This window comes from Cupriavidus basilensis, assembly GCF_008801925.2.
Taxonomy (GTDB): domain Bacteria; phylum Pseudomonadota; class Gammaproteobacteria; order Burkholderiales; family Burkholderiaceae; genus Cupriavidus; species Cupriavidus basilensis.
The window spans coordinates 1,477,082-1,494,981 of sequence record NZ_CP062804.1; the positions used below are offsets into that span (position 1 = coordinate 1,477,082).

At 63.7% G+C, this 17,900-nt stretch carries 16 protein-coding genes and 1 tRNA gene; 6 read left to right on the plus strand and 11 right to left on the minus strand.

The features are described 5' to 3' along the window. Window positions 1-143: 143 nt before the first annotated feature. Window positions 144-356, plus strand: a complete 213-nt coding sequence (locus tag F7R26_RS27445) for a hypothetical protein (protein ID WP_150984670.1) — start codon at window positions 144-146, stop codon at window positions 354-356. Window positions 357-497: 141 nt separating this feature from the next. Further along, window positions 498-573 (plus strand) — tRNA-Met (locus tag F7R26_RS27450). Window positions 574-638: 65 nt separating this feature from the next. On the opposite strand, the gene F7R26_RS27455 is transcribed toward F7R26_RS27450, so the two are convergent. The 6 genes from F7R26_RS27455 to F7R26_RS27480 form a co-directional block, all read right to left on the minus strand. Then, window positions 639-824 carry a hypothetical protein gene (locus tag F7R26_RS27455; protein ID WP_150984669.1) on the minus strand — a complete coding sequence of 62 codons (186 nt, stop codon included), beginning with the start codon at window positions 822-824 and terminating at the stop codon, window positions 639-641. A 225-nt stretch (window positions 825-1,049) separates the two neighbouring features. Then, window positions 1,050-2,378, minus strand: coding sequence for a CsgG/HfaB family protein (locus tag F7R26_RS27460; protein ID WP_150984668.1), 1,329 nt, complete (start codon window positions 2,376-2,378; stop codon window positions 1,050-1,052). A 37-nt stretch (window positions 2,379-2,415) separates the two neighbouring features. Then, window positions 2,416-3,090 (minus strand): hypothetical protein, encoded by a 675-nt coding sequence (locus F7R26_RS27465; RefSeq protein WP_150984667.1) that lies wholly within the window; start codon window positions 3,088-3,090, stop codon window positions 2,416-2,418. A gap of 79 nt (window positions 3,091-3,169) precedes the next feature. After that, complete coding sequence (locus F7R26_RS27470) at window positions 3,170-4,243, minus strand: hypothetical protein (RefSeq protein WP_150984666.1); 1,074 nt, start codon at window positions 4,241-4,243, stop codon at window positions 3,170-3,172. After that, complete coding sequence (locus F7R26_RS27475) at window positions 4,234-5,394, minus strand: hypothetical protein (protein WP_150984665.1); 1,161 nt, start codon at window positions 5,392-5,394, stop codon at window positions 4,234-4,236. Before F7R26_RS27475 ends, F7R26_RS27470 begins: the two co-directional genes overlap by 10 nt. Window positions 5,395-5,706: 312 nt before the next feature. Next, window positions 5,707-6,357: a TetR/AcrR family transcriptional regulator gene (locus F7R26_RS27480; protein WP_150984664.1), complete on the minus strand. Its 651-nt coding sequence runs from the start codon at window positions 6,355-6,357 to the stop codon at window positions 5,707-5,709. A 192-nt stretch (window positions 6,358-6,549) separates the two neighbouring features. On the opposite strand from F7R26_RS27480, the gene F7R26_RS27485 reads away from it, so the two are divergent. Both F7R26_RS27485 and F7R26_RS27490 read left to right on the plus strand, forming a co-directional pair. Then, on the plus strand, window positions 6,550-8,085 hold the full coding sequence (locus F7R26_RS27485; protein ID WP_150984663.1) for a flavin-containing monooxygenase: 1,536 nt from the start codon (window positions 6,550-6,552) through the stop codon (window positions 8,083-8,085). Window positions 8,086-8,151: 66 nt separating this feature from the next. After that, on the plus strand, window positions 8,152-9,090 hold the full coding sequence (locus F7R26_RS27490; RefSeq protein ID WP_150984662.1) for an alpha/beta fold hydrolase: 939 nt from the start codon (window positions 8,152-8,154) through the stop codon (window positions 9,088-9,090). 42 nt (window positions 9,091-9,132) lie between these two features. Here the strand turns inward: F7R26_RS27490 and F7R26_RS27495 are convergent, their stop codons facing one another. Beyond that, window positions 9,133-10,110, minus strand: a complete 978-nt coding sequence (locus tag F7R26_RS27495; protein WP_150984661.1) for a Bug family tripartite tricarboxylate transporter substrate binding protein — start codon at window positions 10,108-10,110, stop codon at window positions 9,133-9,135. A gap of 143 nt (window positions 10,111-10,253) precedes the next feature. Here F7R26_RS27495 and F7R26_RS27500 point away from each other — a divergent pair, with 143 nt between their 5' ends. After that, the gene (locus F7R26_RS27500) at window positions 10,254-10,586 is read left to right on the plus strand and encodes a DUF1488 family protein (RefSeq protein WP_150984660.1); all 333 of its coding nucleotides are present in this window, start codon (window positions 10,254-10,256) and stop codon (window positions 10,584-10,586) included. A gap of 26 nt (window positions 10,587-10,612) precedes the next feature. On the opposite strand, the gene F7R26_RS27505 is transcribed toward F7R26_RS27500, so the two are convergent. The 3 genes from F7R26_RS27505 to F7R26_RS27515 form a co-directional block, all read right to left on the minus strand. Next, the gene (locus F7R26_RS27505) at window positions 10,613-10,819 is read right to left on the minus strand and encodes a hypothetical protein (protein ID WP_150984659.1); all 207 of its coding nucleotides are present in this window, start codon (window positions 10,817-10,819) and stop codon (window positions 10,613-10,615) included. 198 nt (window positions 10,820-11,017) lie between these two features. Further along, window positions 11,018-12,535 (minus strand): MFS transporter, encoded by a 1,518-nt coding sequence (locus F7R26_RS27510; protein WP_241754753.1) that lies wholly within the window; start codon window positions 12,533-12,535, stop codon window positions 11,018-11,020. Window positions 12,536-12,670: 135 nt separating this feature from the next. After that, window positions 12,671-13,426 (minus strand): hypothetical protein, encoded by a 756-nt coding sequence (locus tag F7R26_RS27515; protein ID WP_150984658.1) that lies wholly within the window; start codon window positions 13,424-13,426, stop codon window positions 12,671-12,673. Between the two features lie 759 nt (window positions 13,427-14,185). Here F7R26_RS27515 and F7R26_RS27520 point away from each other — a divergent pair. Continuing rightward, window positions 14,186-15,610, plus strand: a complete 1,425-nt coding sequence (locus F7R26_RS27520; protein WP_150984657.1) for a DUF1254 domain-containing protein — start codon at window positions 14,186-14,188, stop codon at window positions 15,608-15,610. Window positions 15,611-15,684: 74 nt separating this feature from the next. Here F7R26_RS27520 and F7R26_RS27525 read toward each other — a convergent pair whose 3' ends face one another. Continuing rightward, the gene (locus F7R26_RS27525; protein ID WP_150984656.1) at window positions 15,685-17,805 is read right to left on the minus strand and encodes a TonB-dependent receptor family protein; all 2,121 of its coding nucleotides are present in this window, start codon (window positions 17,803-17,805) and stop codon (window positions 15,685-15,687) included. Between the last annotated feature and the right edge of the window lie 95 nt (window positions 17,806-17,900).

Consider the following 17,900-nt stretch of genomic DNA (forward strand, 5'->3'; position numbering starts at 1 on the left):
GTGGGGTGATTCGGCAATTTTGCAAAAAATGACAATTGGCATTTCGTGTCGGGGATACGCCGGCGCCAATGTGAATGAAAAACTGCGCGTGCTAGGATCCAGCGAGATTTCGACGAGAAGCATGCAGGGGAGCCAGGACAGAGATGGAAAGCGGCATCACAGAGTACAAAGGGTACGTAGTCCACGTCTTCTGCAAGACGATCAAGGACGGTTTGCACATCGCGTCATGCGCGATCTGGGAGGACGGCGCGGTAGTGCAGGACTCCAAATCCATTGGCCGAAATCACGCCACCGCAGCCGACGCAAAAACCGCGGCTTACGAATGGGCGAAGCAGTGGATAGATGAAAATAGCTGAGTGGCGCTGACGCGGCTGCGTGCACTCGCGAGCGTACATGGAGCGGCAGTCGACGCACGCCAAAAGAATGGGCGCTAGCACTTTTCAGTTCTTTTTGTATTAGGGCTATCCAGATGCCGCTAATCCGCGTATATTCTCATTCGCGGGGTGGAGCAGTTGGCAGCTCGTCGGGCTCATAACCCGAAGGTCGCAGGTTCAAGTCCTGCCCCCGCAACCAAATTCCAAAAGCCCGTCCGGTTCAAGCCGCACGGGCTTTTTGCTTTGTCGCCCTGCCGTTGTGCGCTAGGCGAAATCACCCGGCGGGTTATCCGGGATGGTCCACTTGATTGGCTTTTCTTCAGTGGCCGGTGGCGGCTTCTGCGATCGCGAAGGGGGTTGGGGCGCAATCTGAGACAGGAGTTGAGCCGACGATACATTGACGGTTTCCTCATCGCCGTCTTCTGACCAATACCTGAGCGTCACTGACATGTTCCTCTCCGGTAAGTGACTCAAAGAACCCCAACTGCCAGTCGCGCAGGAGGGGGCCAACTCTTACCTTATGACCATTTCGCGCGCTTGCCTGTCGTCAATGGCGATGGTATGCGCAGGCGGCACCCAGAATGGACAAAGCCGCACGCTAGGACGGCGTGCGGCATTTGTAATGCGAGCCGCCTTTCAGATCGGCCGGCGCTAAGGCTTCAACAGATCACCCGGTCACCAGTTCGAGTCGCTCTTGGGCGGACCCAACGACTCCTCTTTGCGCGGTGCTGCCTTCTTCTTGGGCTTGGCATCCGCCGCCGGCGGCGCCGGCGGAATTTCCGCGCGCAGCTGCAGGGAGCCAGCGGGAATATCGTCGAGCTTTACCTTGACGTCTTCCAGATGCCCGTATGACAAGGAGGGCGTGACCCGGTCCACCACCACGGTGCAGCACTCCTGCTCGGTACGTCCAAGCGAGCGGCCGGTCTGCGGATCGCGCAGCTCGTTGCCCAGCATGACGACCTGATAGGCCGTGCCGCTGCTCACCGACTGGCCACCCTGGCTCAGCACCACGTTGTGGCCATCGCGGGAGGCTACGCTGACCGGGTAGAGGCGCACCAGGATGTCGGCTACCACCTTGGAGACGACGGCGCCTTCCATGGCTTCCACGCGCTCGCCTGCCGCGCGGCCGGCGTCGCCCTTGGCGGTGTTGCTGAACAGGACTTCGCTGGTGGTCACGTTGACGAACTTCTGCGAGACCGACCAGTGCCCTGGCACGCTGCCCTCACCGTCTGCATTGGCGCGGCGTCCCGGCTCGAATGCATTGACGCGGCCAAACCAGATCAGGTCCGCGCCGAGTCCCTGGCCGAGCTTGGCGAACTGGTCCGCCGAAGTCTGGCCGTTCGAAATGCGATCCATTTCGTCACCGAGCTCCGGCGCGAAATCGCGCTCCAGCACGGTAAAGCGTCCGCTCTGCGTCAGCGCGTCCATAATGCGCTGGCGCAGCTCGGCGGCGATGTGCACGGTGTCGCCGCCGGCGCGGCTGTCCACGCGCAGCGGGGCGATGGCGATGCGCAGCTTGCCCTGGTCTGCCGGCGCCTTGTACTTGGCCACATTGGCTTCGATGGTGGCCTTGATCATGCGCTCGGTCAGGCCGGGCTCGCTGATCTCGATCACCTTGAAGTTGCTGATGGCGCCACGGCTGCTCTGGCTGACCAGCTCCGCGAAGCCGGCCGAGCTCAGCGTGAGCGGATCGCGTCCCACGGCCAGGCCCAGCACGGACTTGAATTGCGTCGACGACTGCTCGATGGTCATGCCATTGACCTGCATGACGGCCTGGCGCAGTGCCTGGTCGATGGCTTCGGCCGGCGTATGGCCAAGCCCGGTGGTGGTGACCCGCACCTTTTCGACCTGGCCCACGTCGGGTGCGCCGCTGCCGCTCGCCACCGGCGCGGAAGCGCCGGCGGATGCGGCGGCAGGTGACGGCTCTGCGTCACGGCCTTTGCAGCCAGCCACCGACACCGTCAATGCGAGGCTGCAGACGGCCAGCGCACGATGCCAATTCATGGGGAGTGTTCCGCTCTGGTTCACGATGGCAACAGGCTTAGAACTTGGCCGAGAGTGCCGCGGTGGCATCCTTCGGCACGGGGATTTCGTTGCTCTTCGCGTAGGCGGTGGCAGCCTGCAGCGTGCTGCCCAGGCGGGTCACGTGGCCCGGCGCTTCGCTAGCGATGTAGGTGCCCGTCGACAGCTTGTTGGTCAGCGTCAGCTTTTCCATCACCGATGCGCTGGTAAGTTGCGACTGTGCGGCATCCTTGAAGGCGATCAGGCTGGGACGCAGGCCCACATAGCGCAGCACGCCCAGGCCAAGGTGCTTCATGCCTTCGGCGTACGATTGCTTGCCGGCGGCGTCGATCTTGGTGTTCGAGTCTTTCAGCTTGGCTTCGATGGCGGCCGAGGCTTCGCTCTGCAGCTTGTCGGAGTCTTCCAGGTTGCCCTTGGTGGCGCCGTCGGTCAGCGCGTCAGCCGTCGCCTTTGCCTTGGCCGACAGTTCCTTCAGGCCGACCGCGTCCGCCAGGTAGGACTGGGCGACCAGCACTTCGCGGCCGGCGGCCACGTAGGCCTTGGACAACTGATCTTGCGCGCCGCTTGCATCGGCGGTGGCGCCGCTGCTGGACGAGGACGAACCACCCGTCAGGCTGCCCAGCGAAGGCAGGGCGTGGGCCTGGCCAGCGGCCAGCAGGGACAGTGCAGCGATCGAGATGACTTTCTTCAACATGTTTGTTCTCCAGGGAAAGCAAAGGGGTAGGGGGCCGGCCGTACGGTACCGTGACGCGCTTGCGCCGGCCTGGGAGCGATTAGCGGACCTTGGCGTTGTTCAGTTGCGCCGCCAGCTCGCGTGCGGCCGAATCGGCCGCGCGCTTGAGCGCGTTGGTTTGTGCCACGCTGGCATCCGGGCCGGTGCCGGCGTACTGGACAGGGCCGACCGACGACACCGTGCGCGGGAAACGCGTGGTCACGTCAAGCAGCTTGGCCGTTACCGTCACGTACACGCGGGTCAGGCCGGTGACCGGGTCGCTGTCCTGCATGCCGATGTCGAGCGTGCCGAGCGCCAGGTAAGGGACCTGAGCGGTCTGCAAGCCCAGCACGGCCTCTCGCATGGTGGCGGGCTGCAGGTCGTTGCCGTTCTTGTAGTCGTTTTCCAGCGCGCTGATGCGCAGGTGGCCACCCGAGGAGGGCTCGACATAGGCGGCTTCCACCACCTGGAAGCCCGACTGCGCGAACACGCCGGTGAACACCGAGTTCAGGTTGCCCGACGGCACCAGGCGCCAGCTCACGTCATCCGCCTTGCGGGTACGGCTGCCGCCGGTTTCGACGGAGACGGAGGCATTAGCCGAATAGCTGTTGCGCGTCGACTTCTCGTTGACGTTTTCCTTCACGTCCGCGCGCTTGTAGACGCGCGTGTCGAAGGACTTGACGGAGTCCTGCTGGCGCGCCACGAACAGGAAGGTCAGCGGGGATTTCTGCGCGTCCGAGGCGGTGGCCACTGCCGCGCCGCCCTTGACCGCGTTGCGCAGCTTGGCGACGTTGATGTCGACGCGGACCACCACCGAATACTGGTTGGCGTCCTTCTTGTCTTCCTCGCTGATGATGGTCGCGCCCAGCACGAACTTGTCGAGGTTGGCGGCGACCTTGTCGCGGATGCTGTCGAAATTCTCGGCCTGCGACTCACCGCTCTCGGCATAGTAGCGCTCGATGGCGTTGACCTGCGCGGTCTTGAAAGCGCGGTCCTTGTCCTCGGCGCTGGCCTTGCTCGAGAACACCGAGCTGTCGTACTTCACGTTTGCCATGCCCTTGGATGACACCACTTGTGCCGACGCCAGGCTGCACGCGAACAAAAACAGCCAACAGAGCTGACGGATTACTTGCATGACTTGACCACTCCTCTTGTGACATCTACTTGTTTACTAACGTTATCGCCCGACGAAGCCGCGGCCAGCCAGTCGCTGTCCTGGCCGCCCAGCGAACTGGACAGCTTGGTGAACAGGCCTCGCAGGGAATCCGCGTAAGCCGGGAAATCATCGATCTCTGACTGCGTGACGGGGACGGCTTTCACTTCGCCGTTCTTGAAATCGGCGTCGAGGTACTGCTTGCCGGACATCGGCTCGCCCAGCTTGACGTGGCTGTACACCGCATAGATGTAGCTGGTGCCGGCCGCAGAGCTGCCGTACTCGACCCGCTTGAAGCCCTTCAGGTCCACCTGGATGGTGTAGTCGGGCTCAGGCAGCTTGAGGTTGAAGACCTCGCCGTCGGCAAAGCGCATCGCCATCGCATTGCCAATGGCATAGCCTTTGGTGAACGGCAGGATCGGTACGCCTGCCTTATCCAGCAGGGCTTCGCCGAACATGTCGGCGAGCCAGCCTTCGGCCACGCCGGAGCCCGTCTTCAGGCCGTCGGGCAATTGGGCCAACGCTTCGGGCGCCACGTTGACTTGCGACACCTGCAGGTAGCGGGTGCCCGACGACGGCAGCTTCGCGCCAGACAGGACCTGAGCGTAACGATCGAACAGGCCCGGCTTGTCGCCGCCGATCAACAGGCGCTTGACGCGGTCGCGCTTCTCACGCTCGCTGGGCTGATGGTCCAGCACGTCGAGGTAGGTCACATTGATCGGGTAGGCGCGCAACACCGTCATGGCCTTGAAATCGAATACCAGGGCTTGGCCACGCACGTTGGCCAGCACTTTGTACAGACGGCCGAAGCGCTCGGACGAGATGGTCTCGCTGGTCACCACCAGTGCAGTGGCGAGAGCCTGGTCGCTATTCTTCAAGCTGGCCATGCCGTCGCTGGAGAGCGTGAAACTGGCGGGCGGGCGCGCGGCCAGGGACCGGCTGATGGCCTTGTTCGGCGCGCTGCCGGAGGCGGTCAGCTCGGCCTCTACCTGCCGCGTAACCGGGAAGCGGGCCGCGATCTGCTGAGCGTCGCCGGCATAGGCGAAGCCGGCAAAGGCGACGCTATCGGCAGCGGCCACCTGGGTAGCCGCGAGGGCAGTAAACAGCAAAACGACAAGTCGGAAAGCTTGCATGGGCGGAGTCAAAAATGAAGGGAAGGCAGCGAGAGATGCAAGGTGCCGCGCATTCAAGCGAACGCGCCGGCCTATGAAACTTGGTGGGCATTCGGAAATGTCGTAGGACTAAATCCGAAATGTCTTAGGACTCGCGCGCTCGCAAGGCCGGGATTCTACTGTAGAAAAACAGCAAAAGTGACTTTAGTGACTTTTTTTAGAAAAATTGAGAATTGCCTTATTGACTTCAACATACCTTTAATGGCATGGCATGCTGGAGTTGGCAATTAGAGGGTGGTGGAGGGCCGCCTCTCAAGGTCGCGGCGCGCTGCGTCAGCCTTCGCTTGGCTGGATATTCAGCAAGCCGGTGCCGGCCTGCGTGAGGAACGGCGAGAACAAGCTCATGACCTGCGACGCGCCCCAATTGATGTGCTCACGCTTGATGGCATCGATGCCGTGTCGGGACCGCAGGTAGTCGATCCAGTAGGTCGAAACGATCCACGTGTTGACGACCAGTTGGTCAAGCTGTTCGGGCGTGGCGCGCAGCAATCCTTGCGCTTGCATGGCGCCGAACACGCGACGGACATGGTGTTGTCCATCGTTGGCCAGCGCTTCGGTGCGCAGCCTCAGCGTTGGCGCCAGGCCGCGGATTGACGCCGCATCGCGATAGAAGAAGCGCCACTCCCACATCAGGTTGAACCAGCCGCTCAGGTAGCCCGCGAAACGGTTGGGTGTATCGCCTTGTGCCAGATCCGCAACCGAAGTGTCGCGCAGCGCCCGCTCGAAATTGTCGAACAGGGCCTCGAGGATCTGTTCCTTGCGATGAAAGTGATAGTAGAGATTCCCTTCCTGTATGCCGACAGCCGAGGCGATCTCCGCGGTGGTCACGACGACCGGCCCGCGCTCGTTGAACAAGCTCAGGCAAGCGTCAAGGATGCGCTCGCGCGTTTTGGGGCGCCGGGCTGGCGCGATTTGCACCGTCATGGCTGGTAACTCCCTGCATATTCCGTTATCTGCATGTTTGCACGGCAGATGGTTAGGGGTAAGCCCTAGTTTTGGCAATCTCGGTTGATTAATTAGGGTGAACACCCTAGTCTAGTCTGAATACAGCACGGACGCACCGTGAGAATTCAACGCGGCAAGCGCCGGCTCGGTTTGGCCAACAGGAGACGATCGATGCTTTCAGGCAATGCGAAGCACCCGCATACCGGCGCTCATGCCGGCACGGCGGCAGCGGCGCAGCACGTCGATGTGCTGGTAGTCGGGGCGGGGCTTTCCGGCATCTGCGCGGGCTACCATCTGCAGACCAGTTGCCCGGGCAAGACCTACGCGATCCTGGAAGGGCGCGACGCCATTGGTGGCACATGGGACCTGTTTCGCTATCCTGGCGTGCGGTCCGATTCGGACATGTACACCCTCGGCTTCAGCTTTCGCCCATGGCGAAGCGAAAAGTCCATTGCCGATGGTGACGCGATCCTTGAATACATCCGTGGCACGGCGAAGGAATTCGACATCGAGCGGCACATTCGCTTTGGCCATCGCGCATTGCGTGCGTCGTGGTCGTCGGAGACCGCAAGGTGGACGATCGATGCCACGGTAGGCCCGCAAGGCACGCCTGCCCGTTTTACCTGCGGTTTTCTCTACCTGTGCAGCGGCTACTACGACTATGCGGACGGCTATATGCCCGGGTGGCCGGGCATGGAGCGCTTCAATGGCCGTGTGGTGCACCCCCAGCACTGGCCGGCGGACCTGGCGTATGACGGCAAGCGCGTGGTCGTGATCGGCAGCGGCGCCACGGCCGTCACGCTGCTGCCGGCGATGGCCGAGCGGGCGGCCCACGTGACCATGCTGCAGCGCTCGCCAACGTACATCGTGGCGCGCCCGTCCAGCGATCCTGTCTCCGCATGGTTGCAGCGGCGGCTGCCGGCGTCCATGGCGCATCGCGCCACGCGCTGGAAGAACGTGCTCTTGGGCATGTACTTCTACAATCTCTCGCGCAAGAAGCCGGACCTGGTCAAGAGCAAGATCCTCAAGGGGGTGCGCGCGCAACTCGGTCCGGACTACGATATCGACAAACATTTCACGCCGTCTTACAAGCCATGGGACCAGCGGCTCTGCCTGGTGCCTGACTCGGATCTGTTCAAGTCCATCCGCTCAGGGAAGGCTTCGGTGGTCACCGACCAGATCGAGTCGTTTACCGAGACTGGCTTGCTGCTGCGCTCCGGCGAGCGGCTCGACGCGGATGTCATCGTCACGGCTACCGGGCTTCAGCTGAAGGTGGCCGGGGGGATGAAGCTCGAAGTGGACGGCACCCTGATGAACCCGGCGCAGGCCTTCATGTACAAGGGCATGATGTATAGCGACATGCCGAACCTGGCGGTAGCCATGGGCTATGTCAACGCTTCCTGGACGCTGAAGGCCGAACTCTCGTCGACCTACGTGTGCCGCCTGATCAATCATATGGACGCGAAGGGCCACGCCTGGTGCGCGCCGCGCCGCACAGATCCGGCAGCCGATGAAGAGCCTTCGCTCTCGCTGAGCTCCGGCTATGTCCAGCGGGCCAGCAACATCTTGCCCAAGCAGGGCTCCAGGCGGCCATGGAAGGTGCATCAGAACTACCTGTTCGACCTGATGGCTCTGAAGTTCGGCAAGGTGGAGGACAGCGAGATGGCCTTCGGCCGCGCGGGCACGGCCGCCTCGGTGGATGGCTAACGGATAATGCTTGAGCGTGAAAGTTGAACGTCAAGGTTGAATTTCAAGGGTGAAGGTACATACGCAATGACCATATTGATTGCCTGCGTCGCCGTGGGCGCCGTCGTTCTGCTTGGGTTGGTGGCATTCTCCGGCCTGATTGCGCGCAAGGTGGAAAATGCCCTGCCGCCCAAGGGGAAGTTCATCGAGATCGATGGCGCCCGCCTCCATTACATCGACAAGGGCGAGGGCCCGGCCATCGTGATGGTTCACGGGCTGGGGGGGCAGACCGGCAATTTTTCCTACGCGCTGCTGGAAAAGCTGACCGGCCGGTTCCGCGTGATCCTGGTCGACCGGCCCGGCTCGGGCCATTCGACCCGGCCACCGGCGATGTCGGCCCGCCTGAGCGTGCAGAGCACGGTCGTGGCCAAGTTCATCCGTGCGCTAGACCTGAAGAATCCGCTGTTGGTCGGGCACTCCCTGGGTGGGGCGGTGGCGCTTGGCGTTGCGCTCGATCATCCCGGCACGGTCGGCGGGCTGGCGTTGATTGCACCGCTGACGCATCCGGTGGAGGGCGTGCCGCCCATGTTCCGTACGCTGTCCATTTCCTCCGCCACGATGCGCCGCGTGATCGCGTGGACGTGGGCGATCCCACGGTCTATCTTGCGCGGCAAGGCCATGGTCGAACTGGTCTTCAGCCCCGACCGGCCGCCGCAGGACTTTGGCACCGCAGGCGGCGGCCTGCTCAGCCTGAGGCCGCGCAGCTTCTATGCCACATCGACGGATATGGTCAGCGTGGAGGAGGACCTGCCATCCATGGCGCAGCGCTATGCCTCGCTGGCCTTGCCGATCAGCATCCTGTACGGGACCGGGGATGCCGTGCTCGACTGGCAGGCGCAGGGCAAGGCGATGAAGGACAAGCTGCCGGCGCTGGATCTCGAACTTGTCCCTGGCGGCCATATGCTGCCGGTCACCATTCCCGACCAGACCGCGGCCTGGCTCACGGCGGCTGCCGCGCGGCTCTGACTCGGCACTGATGCGGCGCGCGGCAGTTGCCGCGCTGGCCGGTCAAGCGTCGATGGTGAAGCCGATCTCCTTGATGAACTCGCCCCAGCGCAGATAGTCCGCCCTGACCTGCGCGGCGAAGGCAGGCGGCGTGATGGCCTGCGGCGGCAGCACGCCGACCGCGAACAGCCGCTTGTGATAGGCCGGGTCGGCGAGCACCTTCTGGATCGCCGCCGAGACCGCGCCAACCACGTCCGCCGGCATGGCCTTGGGGCCGAACAGCGCGAAGTAGCCGCTCAATTGCTCCATGCCCGGAAACCCCAGTTCACGGAACGAGGCGACGCCAGGCGCCATGTCGGAGCGTTCCGGCGTGGAGATGGCCAGCGCCTTGGTCTTGCCCGACTGATAGAGCGGCACGGCGGTGGTCAGCCCGTCGATCATTACCGGCACCACGCCGCCCACCAGGTCTTGCGTGGCAGGAGCCGAACCCTTGTACAACACCGGTTCGAGCCGGCTGCCAGATAGCTTGTTCAGCAGCAGCGGGCCAAAGTGCGACGATGTGCCCGGACCATACGAGGCCGAATGCAGCGGCGACTTCGCGCTCTTGGAGTAGGCGATCATTTCCGCCAGCGTGGAGAAGGGCGCGTTCCTGGTGGCGACCAGCAGGACGGGGGCCCGTGCGGCTTCGGCCAGCGCGGTCAGGTCAGTCAGCGGGTCGTAGGGAACCTTGTTGATATGGGCACCCGATGTGGCCGAGGAGCCTAGCGTCATCAGCAGCGTGTGGCCGTCCGGCTTGGCGCGGATCACGTCGAGCGTCGCGGGAATCGTCGCGCCGCCCGGCTTGTTCTCGACCACGACCGATTGGCCAAGGGCCTTGCCAAGGAAGTCCGCGAACAGCCGCGCGACCACATCGGTGCCGCCGCCAGCAGGGTAGGCCACGACCAGGCGCAGTGGGCGGCTTGGCCAGCCATTGGCAAAGGCGGGGGTTGTGCCGAGCGCGGCGGTTGCAACCGCGGTGGTAAGGAAATGACGACGATCCATGTTTTTGTCTCCTGGCGGTGGTGCACATTCATGTGCTTTTTAGTGCGCAAGGAAGATACTCATGGAAGAGGGGATGGTCATGGAATCGGGCGATACCCTTCCCATGACGGCATGCATGGACGCAGATCGTGCCCCTCGATTGCGTGAGCCAGTTCCTGGCTGAATCGTGCGGAGTCGCTCATGCTACGATCCGGCCTCTGAATCAACGTGAGCTAACGATGTCGACTGCCTTCCTGATATTCAATCCGGCCCCGTCCGAAGATGGCGAGCAAATCGGCTTTTCCATTGCGGCAAACGGCGTGGACAGCAGCGGCTTTGTGTCGCGCTCGGCGCTGGATGAACTGGCCCAGGGCCAGATTGGCAGCCACCTGGATATTTTCGAGCGCAATCGCGATCGCATCCAGGACGTGGCCTTGCAAAAGTGGTCTGCGGACCCGTCTCTCAATCCCGTTATGCTGGGGGACCACGATTTCTGAGAGGGGCACGCAGCCCCCCGCACACGCTAGGCCTGCGAGAACGTGCGGACCAGCTTGGTCTTCAGTGGCCAGGGGCGTGACGCAAGAATCCAGATGCATAGCAGCGGCCCGATGAACGGCAGCAGCGCCAGATATGCGTAGAGTGCACCAAAATGGGCAGCCTTGAATACCTTCCTGAAGGGGAAGAACCACAAGGCTTCGAAGAATAGGAACCCGAGTAGATAAAGCGTCATGGTGTGCTTCCTGTGCGGCTCGCCTGGCGAGGCAGATGCCCCGCGCAGCCGCATTGTAGAACCCATTCGTTCGCTCACAATCCCGCCACTTCGGGGGATTTTTTCCGGTCCGGCATCCATATTTACGTCGCAATTCCGTGCGCCGCTGAGTCCGCTGCCTCCTTCCGTCGCCTTCTTTTGTCCCTACTTTAACGCGGCTTAGCGCAGCGCGCGCTGCGCCACGGCGATCAGCGCCACGCCCATGCACGCTACCGCCAGCAGCGCGAACAGATTGCTCACCGCAATCAGTTGCGCCTGTTGGTCGATCAGCGCCGACCAGCGCGCCAGCGTGGCGGCGTCAAAACCATCGGGCAGGTCGAAGGGCGTAATCCGCGCGACCAGCTGTGTGCGTGCCATGGCCTCGCCATACTGGAGCCACAGGCTCGCCACGCCCGTGCCTGCGGCCGTTGCGATCTGGCGCACGATGTTCTTGAACTGATAGGCGTGGGCAAAATCCTCGACGCTGAATTCCGCATAGGTCAGCCCCGCCACCAACGCCAGGATGAAGGGCGTGGTCAGGCTTTGCAGGGTCAGGGCTGGCAGCAGGACGGCCATGGAGGCCCCCGGCATCATCCGCTGGCTCAGCATCCAGGCCGCGCCGGCGAACATGCAGTACCCCAGGGCGAGGTAGCGGCGTTGCCCTGTCAACCGGGCGCCGGCATAGGTAAAGACGCAAAGGCCCGCGAAGCCGATCAGTCCGGTGATGGTGAGGACCTTGCCGGTGGTCTGGAAGGTAAAGCCCAGCCCGGACTGCAGCGTGGTGGGTACGACATAGCCCCATAGCCCGTTGAGGAAGTAATACAAGGTATAGAAGCCCAGCCCGACCAGGTAGCGGCGGCCGAACAGCAGCTTAGGGTTGAGCCAGGGATCGGGGTGGCGATGCTGGTGGACGAAGACGCTGGCCACGAGCAATAGCCCGACGATCGGGGTGATCGCTACCGACGGCGAGCTCGCCAGTTCGTAGAATCGCAGGTCGCCCAGCCCGTGTAGCAGCACCAGCGCGCCCGTGCCCAGCAATATGACGGTCACCCAATCCATGCCGCCGACGTCCACCTCCCACGGTGGCAGCGAGGCCGCGACACGGCGCGGATACGAGAGCAGCACCAGCAGTATTGCTGCGACCGACATCCCGGCCTGGACCACAAAGATCATCCGCCAGCTCGCATCCTCCACCAGCACCGCGGAGATCCATGGGGCCAGTGCCGCCAGGCCCATGGCGCCGGCGTTGAAGCCCATGAACAGGGGCCGGCGCTCTTCACGGGAGGCTGCCAACTGGATGATGATGCGCGACGCGGTGAACAGGCCGCCCGCGCCAAGACCTTGCACCGCGCGCGCAAGGCTCAGTTCGAGCGGTGTATCGCAGACGGCGCAAAGCGCGGCGCCCACGGTGGCGACGAGCAGGCCGAGCAGGGTAAATCCGCGATAGCTGATGTCCTGCGCGATGCGCCGCAGCACCAGGTTGGCGACGGTGGCCGCGGCGGCATAGGACGTGAGGCTCCAGAGAAAATCCTCGGGCGAGGCGTGAATGCCACCTCGGATATGGGTGCCCGCGACCCCCATCATGGACGACGCCACGAAGTCCACGCCGGTGGTGCAGCCCAAGGTAAAGGCGAAGAGATAAACCTGCGCAGCCGACAGGTCAGGGTGCTTGCCCAGCATCGCGCTGCCAGTTGCCATGACGGTCCCATCTGTCGCGTAGATGCAATATGCAGTCTGGCGCCGCCGGGGCGACGACCCGCCTACCCAGTATCGGCGAAATGATCCGGGCGCCCAAGCGGAACCGATGGGGAATGACAGGAAGAGGGAGGGGCTCTATGCCCGCGGCCTGGTGTGCTGGAACGCGTCGAGCAGCCGGTCGCGCAACGCGCGCCACGCGCGCGGCACCGCGCTGAGTCCGGCGGTCAGGCCGGGATCATAATAGTGGACGATCAATGAGCGGCGCTCGCCCGCCTCGGCATGCAGGTTGGCATGCAGCGTGATGAAGCCGTTGAACGCATAGACATTGCCCGGCACACAGGCGATGCGGTCGCACTGGTGCTCGGCAAGATGGCGGAAGGTCTGCGCGCGTCGAATGACGAACGGCAGGTTACGCAACAGGATCAGCCCGATCTTCGCAACGATATTCGACATGACCGTCACCGCATGGCGTTGGCGCCGGTAGATGATCAGGTCGCCGTTTTCCCGGGTGGCCTGTGCCTCTTGCAGCGGAATCAGCAGCGTCAGGATATGGGAGTCGTAGTGCCGCAAGTGGCTCTGGGCGGGCAAGCCGCTATTGACACAGCGCAGCACGCACAGTGGCGGCTCGCCGTTGAGTTCCCATCCGGCCTTGCGCGCCCATCGCCTCGATATCTCGCAGGCCTGCCGCTCCGCCAGCTGGAAGCCTTCGTTTTGCCGCAGCATGTCTGCAAAGTGCTGCGCTGCCTGCGTGGCGCGGCGGCCGTCCGCCGGCCGCCATGTCTCCCGGCTGGCGTCGATTGCCGCATTGATCTCATCGAGCAGATGTCGAGTCACGACGCCTTCGAATACCTGGAGCCTGGGCAGCTCCGCGTCGATGTCGTAGTCACGCATCGCATGTTGCTCCGCTTACCGCCCCGTTCCGCCCGGTACAAGGCCCGGGAAGGGGGCGACATGTTGCGGCCGGCCACAAATGGCCCGCCGCTACCGGACTAGGCGCGGCCCGCGTTGCCGGCCTTCCTCCTGATGATCTTGCACAGGCCGCCGCTGGCATCGATCGGTGCTGCCAGGGAAGAAAACGCGGGCGGTCCCATATCCGGTGCTATGAATCTACGGCGTCAGAGCGTTACCGAACGGACAAAACTACTTTCAGATCCGCCAGACGACACAATCCGAGTCGCTTCGTTTTTGCGTCTTTTGATGCACTTTTGGATATCGCGCGTACGGGTGGGTCGCCGCAGTCCCACGTGCTCAGGCTCCAGCTTTGCCGGAGCGCAATCCAGGACGAAGGTGTCGGGCCGATAATGGAATCTGGGGGCTTGGTCATATTCATTCAATCAGACGGATCTTGTCGGAAAGATAATCGCCGAGGTAATCAGAGAGGTAATTACCAGGACCATCTCAAAGGTAATTTCGGTGGCGATGAGAGACCGCAGCGGTCCATCGGCTTTCCCGTCAAATGCGCTGCAGCGGGGCCGGCGTTGGTGGGCGTTGGTGCGCTTTCCCTCACTGTTTAGCGTCGCTCAATTGACAACGCCGGCTGCCGGGAACATCATCGCTCGGGGAAAATAGACGCGCCTCTGTGCAACGATGTCGCCCGTTCGTCGGCGAAAAGCGCATGGAAGGTAGCCATTCCGACAAGGAACCGGGGTCATGATCATTTCGCTGCGTCGAATCGCGAGCGCGTTTGCGCTCGGTCTGCTGTTGTCTGCCTGCGCCGCGGGTCCGCAAACTTCAGCGGTGCCGCAGCCAGCCTCGCCGCCGTCCGATGGGGCGATCAAGGCTTTATCCGCCCAGATTTTTGTTTACGCCTATCCGCTGGTGCTGATGGATGTCACGCGTGAGGTCATGAGTGCCCGCGTGCCGGCCAATACCTTCTCGCACAAGCGCAGTTTCCCGGATGCTGCCTTCACCGACGTGGTCAGCCCGAATGCCGATACGCTTTACTCGACGGCATGGCTGGACTTGTCCGGCGGCCCGGTGATCCTCTCGCTGCCCGACACGCACGGGCGTTATTACCTGATGCCGCTGATGGACGCCTGGACCAACGTCTTCGCGTCGCCCGGCAAGCGCACCACGGGCACCAAAAAGGCGATTTACGCCGTAACGGGGCCGATGTGGAACGGCATCTTGCCGCCCGGGGTCACTGAAATCCGTTCGCCGACCGAGATGGTGTGGCTGATCGGCCGTACGCAAACCAATGGCAAGCAGGATTACGCAGCGGTCCGCCGCTTGCAGGACCAATATCGCCTGGCGCCGCTCTCCGCCTTGCAGCGTGGCGGCAAGGCGCGGCCCAAGCCCGCCGAGGTGATGCTGCCCGAAGCGGTTCCCGTGGATGTGGAAACGCCGCCCGTTGAGCAGGTGGCGGCGATGGACGCGCAGGCATTCTTTACCCGCTTCGCCGAATTGCTGCCGGCCAATCCTCCGGCCGCGGCCGATGCGGCCATGGTGGAGTCGATCAAGAAGTTCGGGATCGTTCCGGGCAAGCCCTTCTCCGTAACCGCGCTGGAGCCTTCGACAGCCCGCGCGGTGCAGGAGGGCGCCACCACCGCCCTGGCCGGCATTGTGGCCATGGCCAAGCGCGGCGGCGGCGAAGGGGATGGCAAATGGACCGTGCACCGGGATCTGGGCAACTACGGCACAGCCTATGGCAAGCGCGCGCTGGTGGCCTGGGTTGGGCTTGGCGCCAACCTGCCGGCGGATGCGCTGTATCCCAGCACGCGCGTTGACGCCGCCGGCAAGCCGCTGAACGGGGCAAACCGCTACGTACTGCATTTCAACAAGGGCCAGATGCCGCCGAGCATGGCCTTCTGGTCACTGACGCTCTATAACAACAAGCAGGCGTTTGTCGCCAATCCGCTCAACCGCTATGCCATCGGGGACCGTGACCGGCTGCGGTACAACCGGGACGGCTCGCTCGATATCTATATCCAGAATGCGCGCCCGGCGGGCAAGCGGGTGGCCAACTGGCTGCCGGCTCCGCCTGATGGCTTCAACCTGATGATGCGGGTGTATTGGCCCCGGCAGGCGATGCTGGACGGCACGTGGAGCGCGCCGCCGGTGCTGCGGGTGGAGTGATTGCGGGCCACAAGCCGCGCGCTGAGATGAAAAAAACCCGCCGAGGCGGGTTTTTTTCATGGCAAGGTGCAGGCTCAGAACTTGTATTTGACGCCGGCATAAAGCGCGCGGCCCGAACCGGGGTAGAACACCGCGGTGTTGGCTGTCCGCGCGTCGGCCACGGTGCTGAAGTCGCTCACATAGCGCTTGTTGCCGAGATTGCGCGCATCCAGGAACACCGTCACGCCGCGCTGGAATTCGTAGCTGGCCTGCAGGCCAAACAGCACGTAGCCAGGCGTGCGCAGCGTGTTGGCGTAGTCGACATAGGCGCCGCCCGGCACCCAGTCGATGGTGCCGGCAACGCGCAGCCCGGCCGCGCGGCTGTAGGCAACGGTGGTGCGCAGCACGTGCTCGGGTATGCCGGCGATGCGGTTGTTGCCGTACTGCGGATCATTGTCGAAGCGGAAGTCGCTGTAGTTCCACAGTTGCGACAGCGTGAGCTTGTCGCCGGAGCCGAACAGGTTTTGCAGCACGTCGCCGCTGACGCCGAGCTCCACGCCTTGCAGTGTGGTGCGGTTGGCGTTGAAGGTAGCGGCCGGGATATTCGGGTTGGCGGTGTATTGCAGCAACTGGTCGCGCACCAGCGAGCGATAGGCCGTCACGTCCCAGGAGAACCGTTCGCGCTTGCCCCGCGTGCCCAGCTCAAGCGTCCAGCCGCGCTGCGCGCTTAGTGGCACAAAGCGGGTGGTAGTGGCCATGGTCTGGCTCAGGTCGGTAAAGTCGGGTACATCCGCGCTGCGCGTGATGTCGGCAAATGCCTGCACGTCAGGCACCGGCTCCCACAGCACGCCGAATTTCGGGTTCACGCCGCTGTAGGTGGCGCTATCGGACTTGGCCGTGGGATTGGCCGGCAGGCCACCGTAGTCCTGATAGCGGCGGACATTGCGGTAGGCCTTGGCACCGGCCATCAGCGCGATGGTGGGGGTCACGTAAAGGCGGTCTTCGAGATAGGCCTCGTAGTTGTACGCATCCTGCGCGGCGTTGAGTGTCTGCGCGCCGCGGTTGCCGGCGTTGTTGACGTACTGGCGCGCATCGTTGTTGCCGCCGAAGAAGCGCGCACCGACGATGAGCTGGTTGCGCAGGCCGCCGATGGTCTGCGTGCCGGTGTGGCGCGGCGCGAAGCCATAGGTCCAGTAGTCCTGGTCGATGACCTGGAAGATCGGGTGGTACAGGCTCTTGTGGATGACCCAGGTGCTGAAATCGAGCTGGCCGCTGTCGAGCTTGACGGTGGTGACGTTGGCCACGCGCTCGGTGCGCGTGTTGCGCGCCTGGTCGCCGGACAGCGCGGCTGGCGCGGCCTTCTTCGGATTGTTCAGCGCATCGGTGAGCGACAGCGCGCCGGGCAACTGCTGGTCGACGATATAGGCGCCCAGGTAGAAACGGGTTTCCACCGCCGGGCTGAACCGGTAGCCGAAGTTGGCGTTGAACTGCTCGTACTGGCCGCGCTCGTGCGCACGGAATCCGTCCGAGTGGTTGACGCTCAGGTTGGCGAGAAAGTCGAAGGCGCCGATCTGGCGCGAGACCTGGCCGCTGGCGCGCGCCGTGCCGAAGCTGCCGCCATCGACGCGCACCTGGTTGGGCGCATCGGCGGTGAGCGCGGTGGGCGTGGTGAAGTTGATCGCGCCGCCCAGCGTGGTGGTACCGTAGGCCAGCCCGTTGCCGCCCTTGTAGATCTCGGCCGCGCTCAGGCCGAGCGGGTCGATCTGGTAGTAGTCGCCGCTGCCATCGGCAAAGTTGGTGGGCACGCCATCCTGCAGGAGATCCAGGCCACGCGCGTGATAGCCGCGCGCAACGCCCGAGCCGCGGATCGACAGGCGCAGTTCCTGGCCGTAGCGCTCCTGCACATACACGCCGGGCGCATCCTTGAGCACGTCGCGCAGGTTGCTGGCGTAGGTGTCGCTGTAGGACGCGGCGTCGACAAAACCGATCGAGCCGGCCGTCTGGTCCAGTGCCTGTTGCTGCTGCTGCACGTTCGGCGCGGTGAGCGACCCTGGGGCCTTGGCCGTGATGGTCGCCGCAGGTAACGTGACAGCTGTATCGGGCGTGGCGGGTGTGGCGGGCGTGCCAGCCTGCGCGAGCGCGGCGGTGGTGAACGTGGTGAAGGCGGCGGTGGGCAGGGCGGCGGCGCGCTGCTTCCAGTGTCTGGCTCGTTTCATGATTTCCCTTGTAGCGGCAGGCCTGCTTTGGGCTGCGCCTTTTAACGGTGCTTGAATAGCCGCGTACGATACGGAGGGAAGCCTGGTGTGTGCTA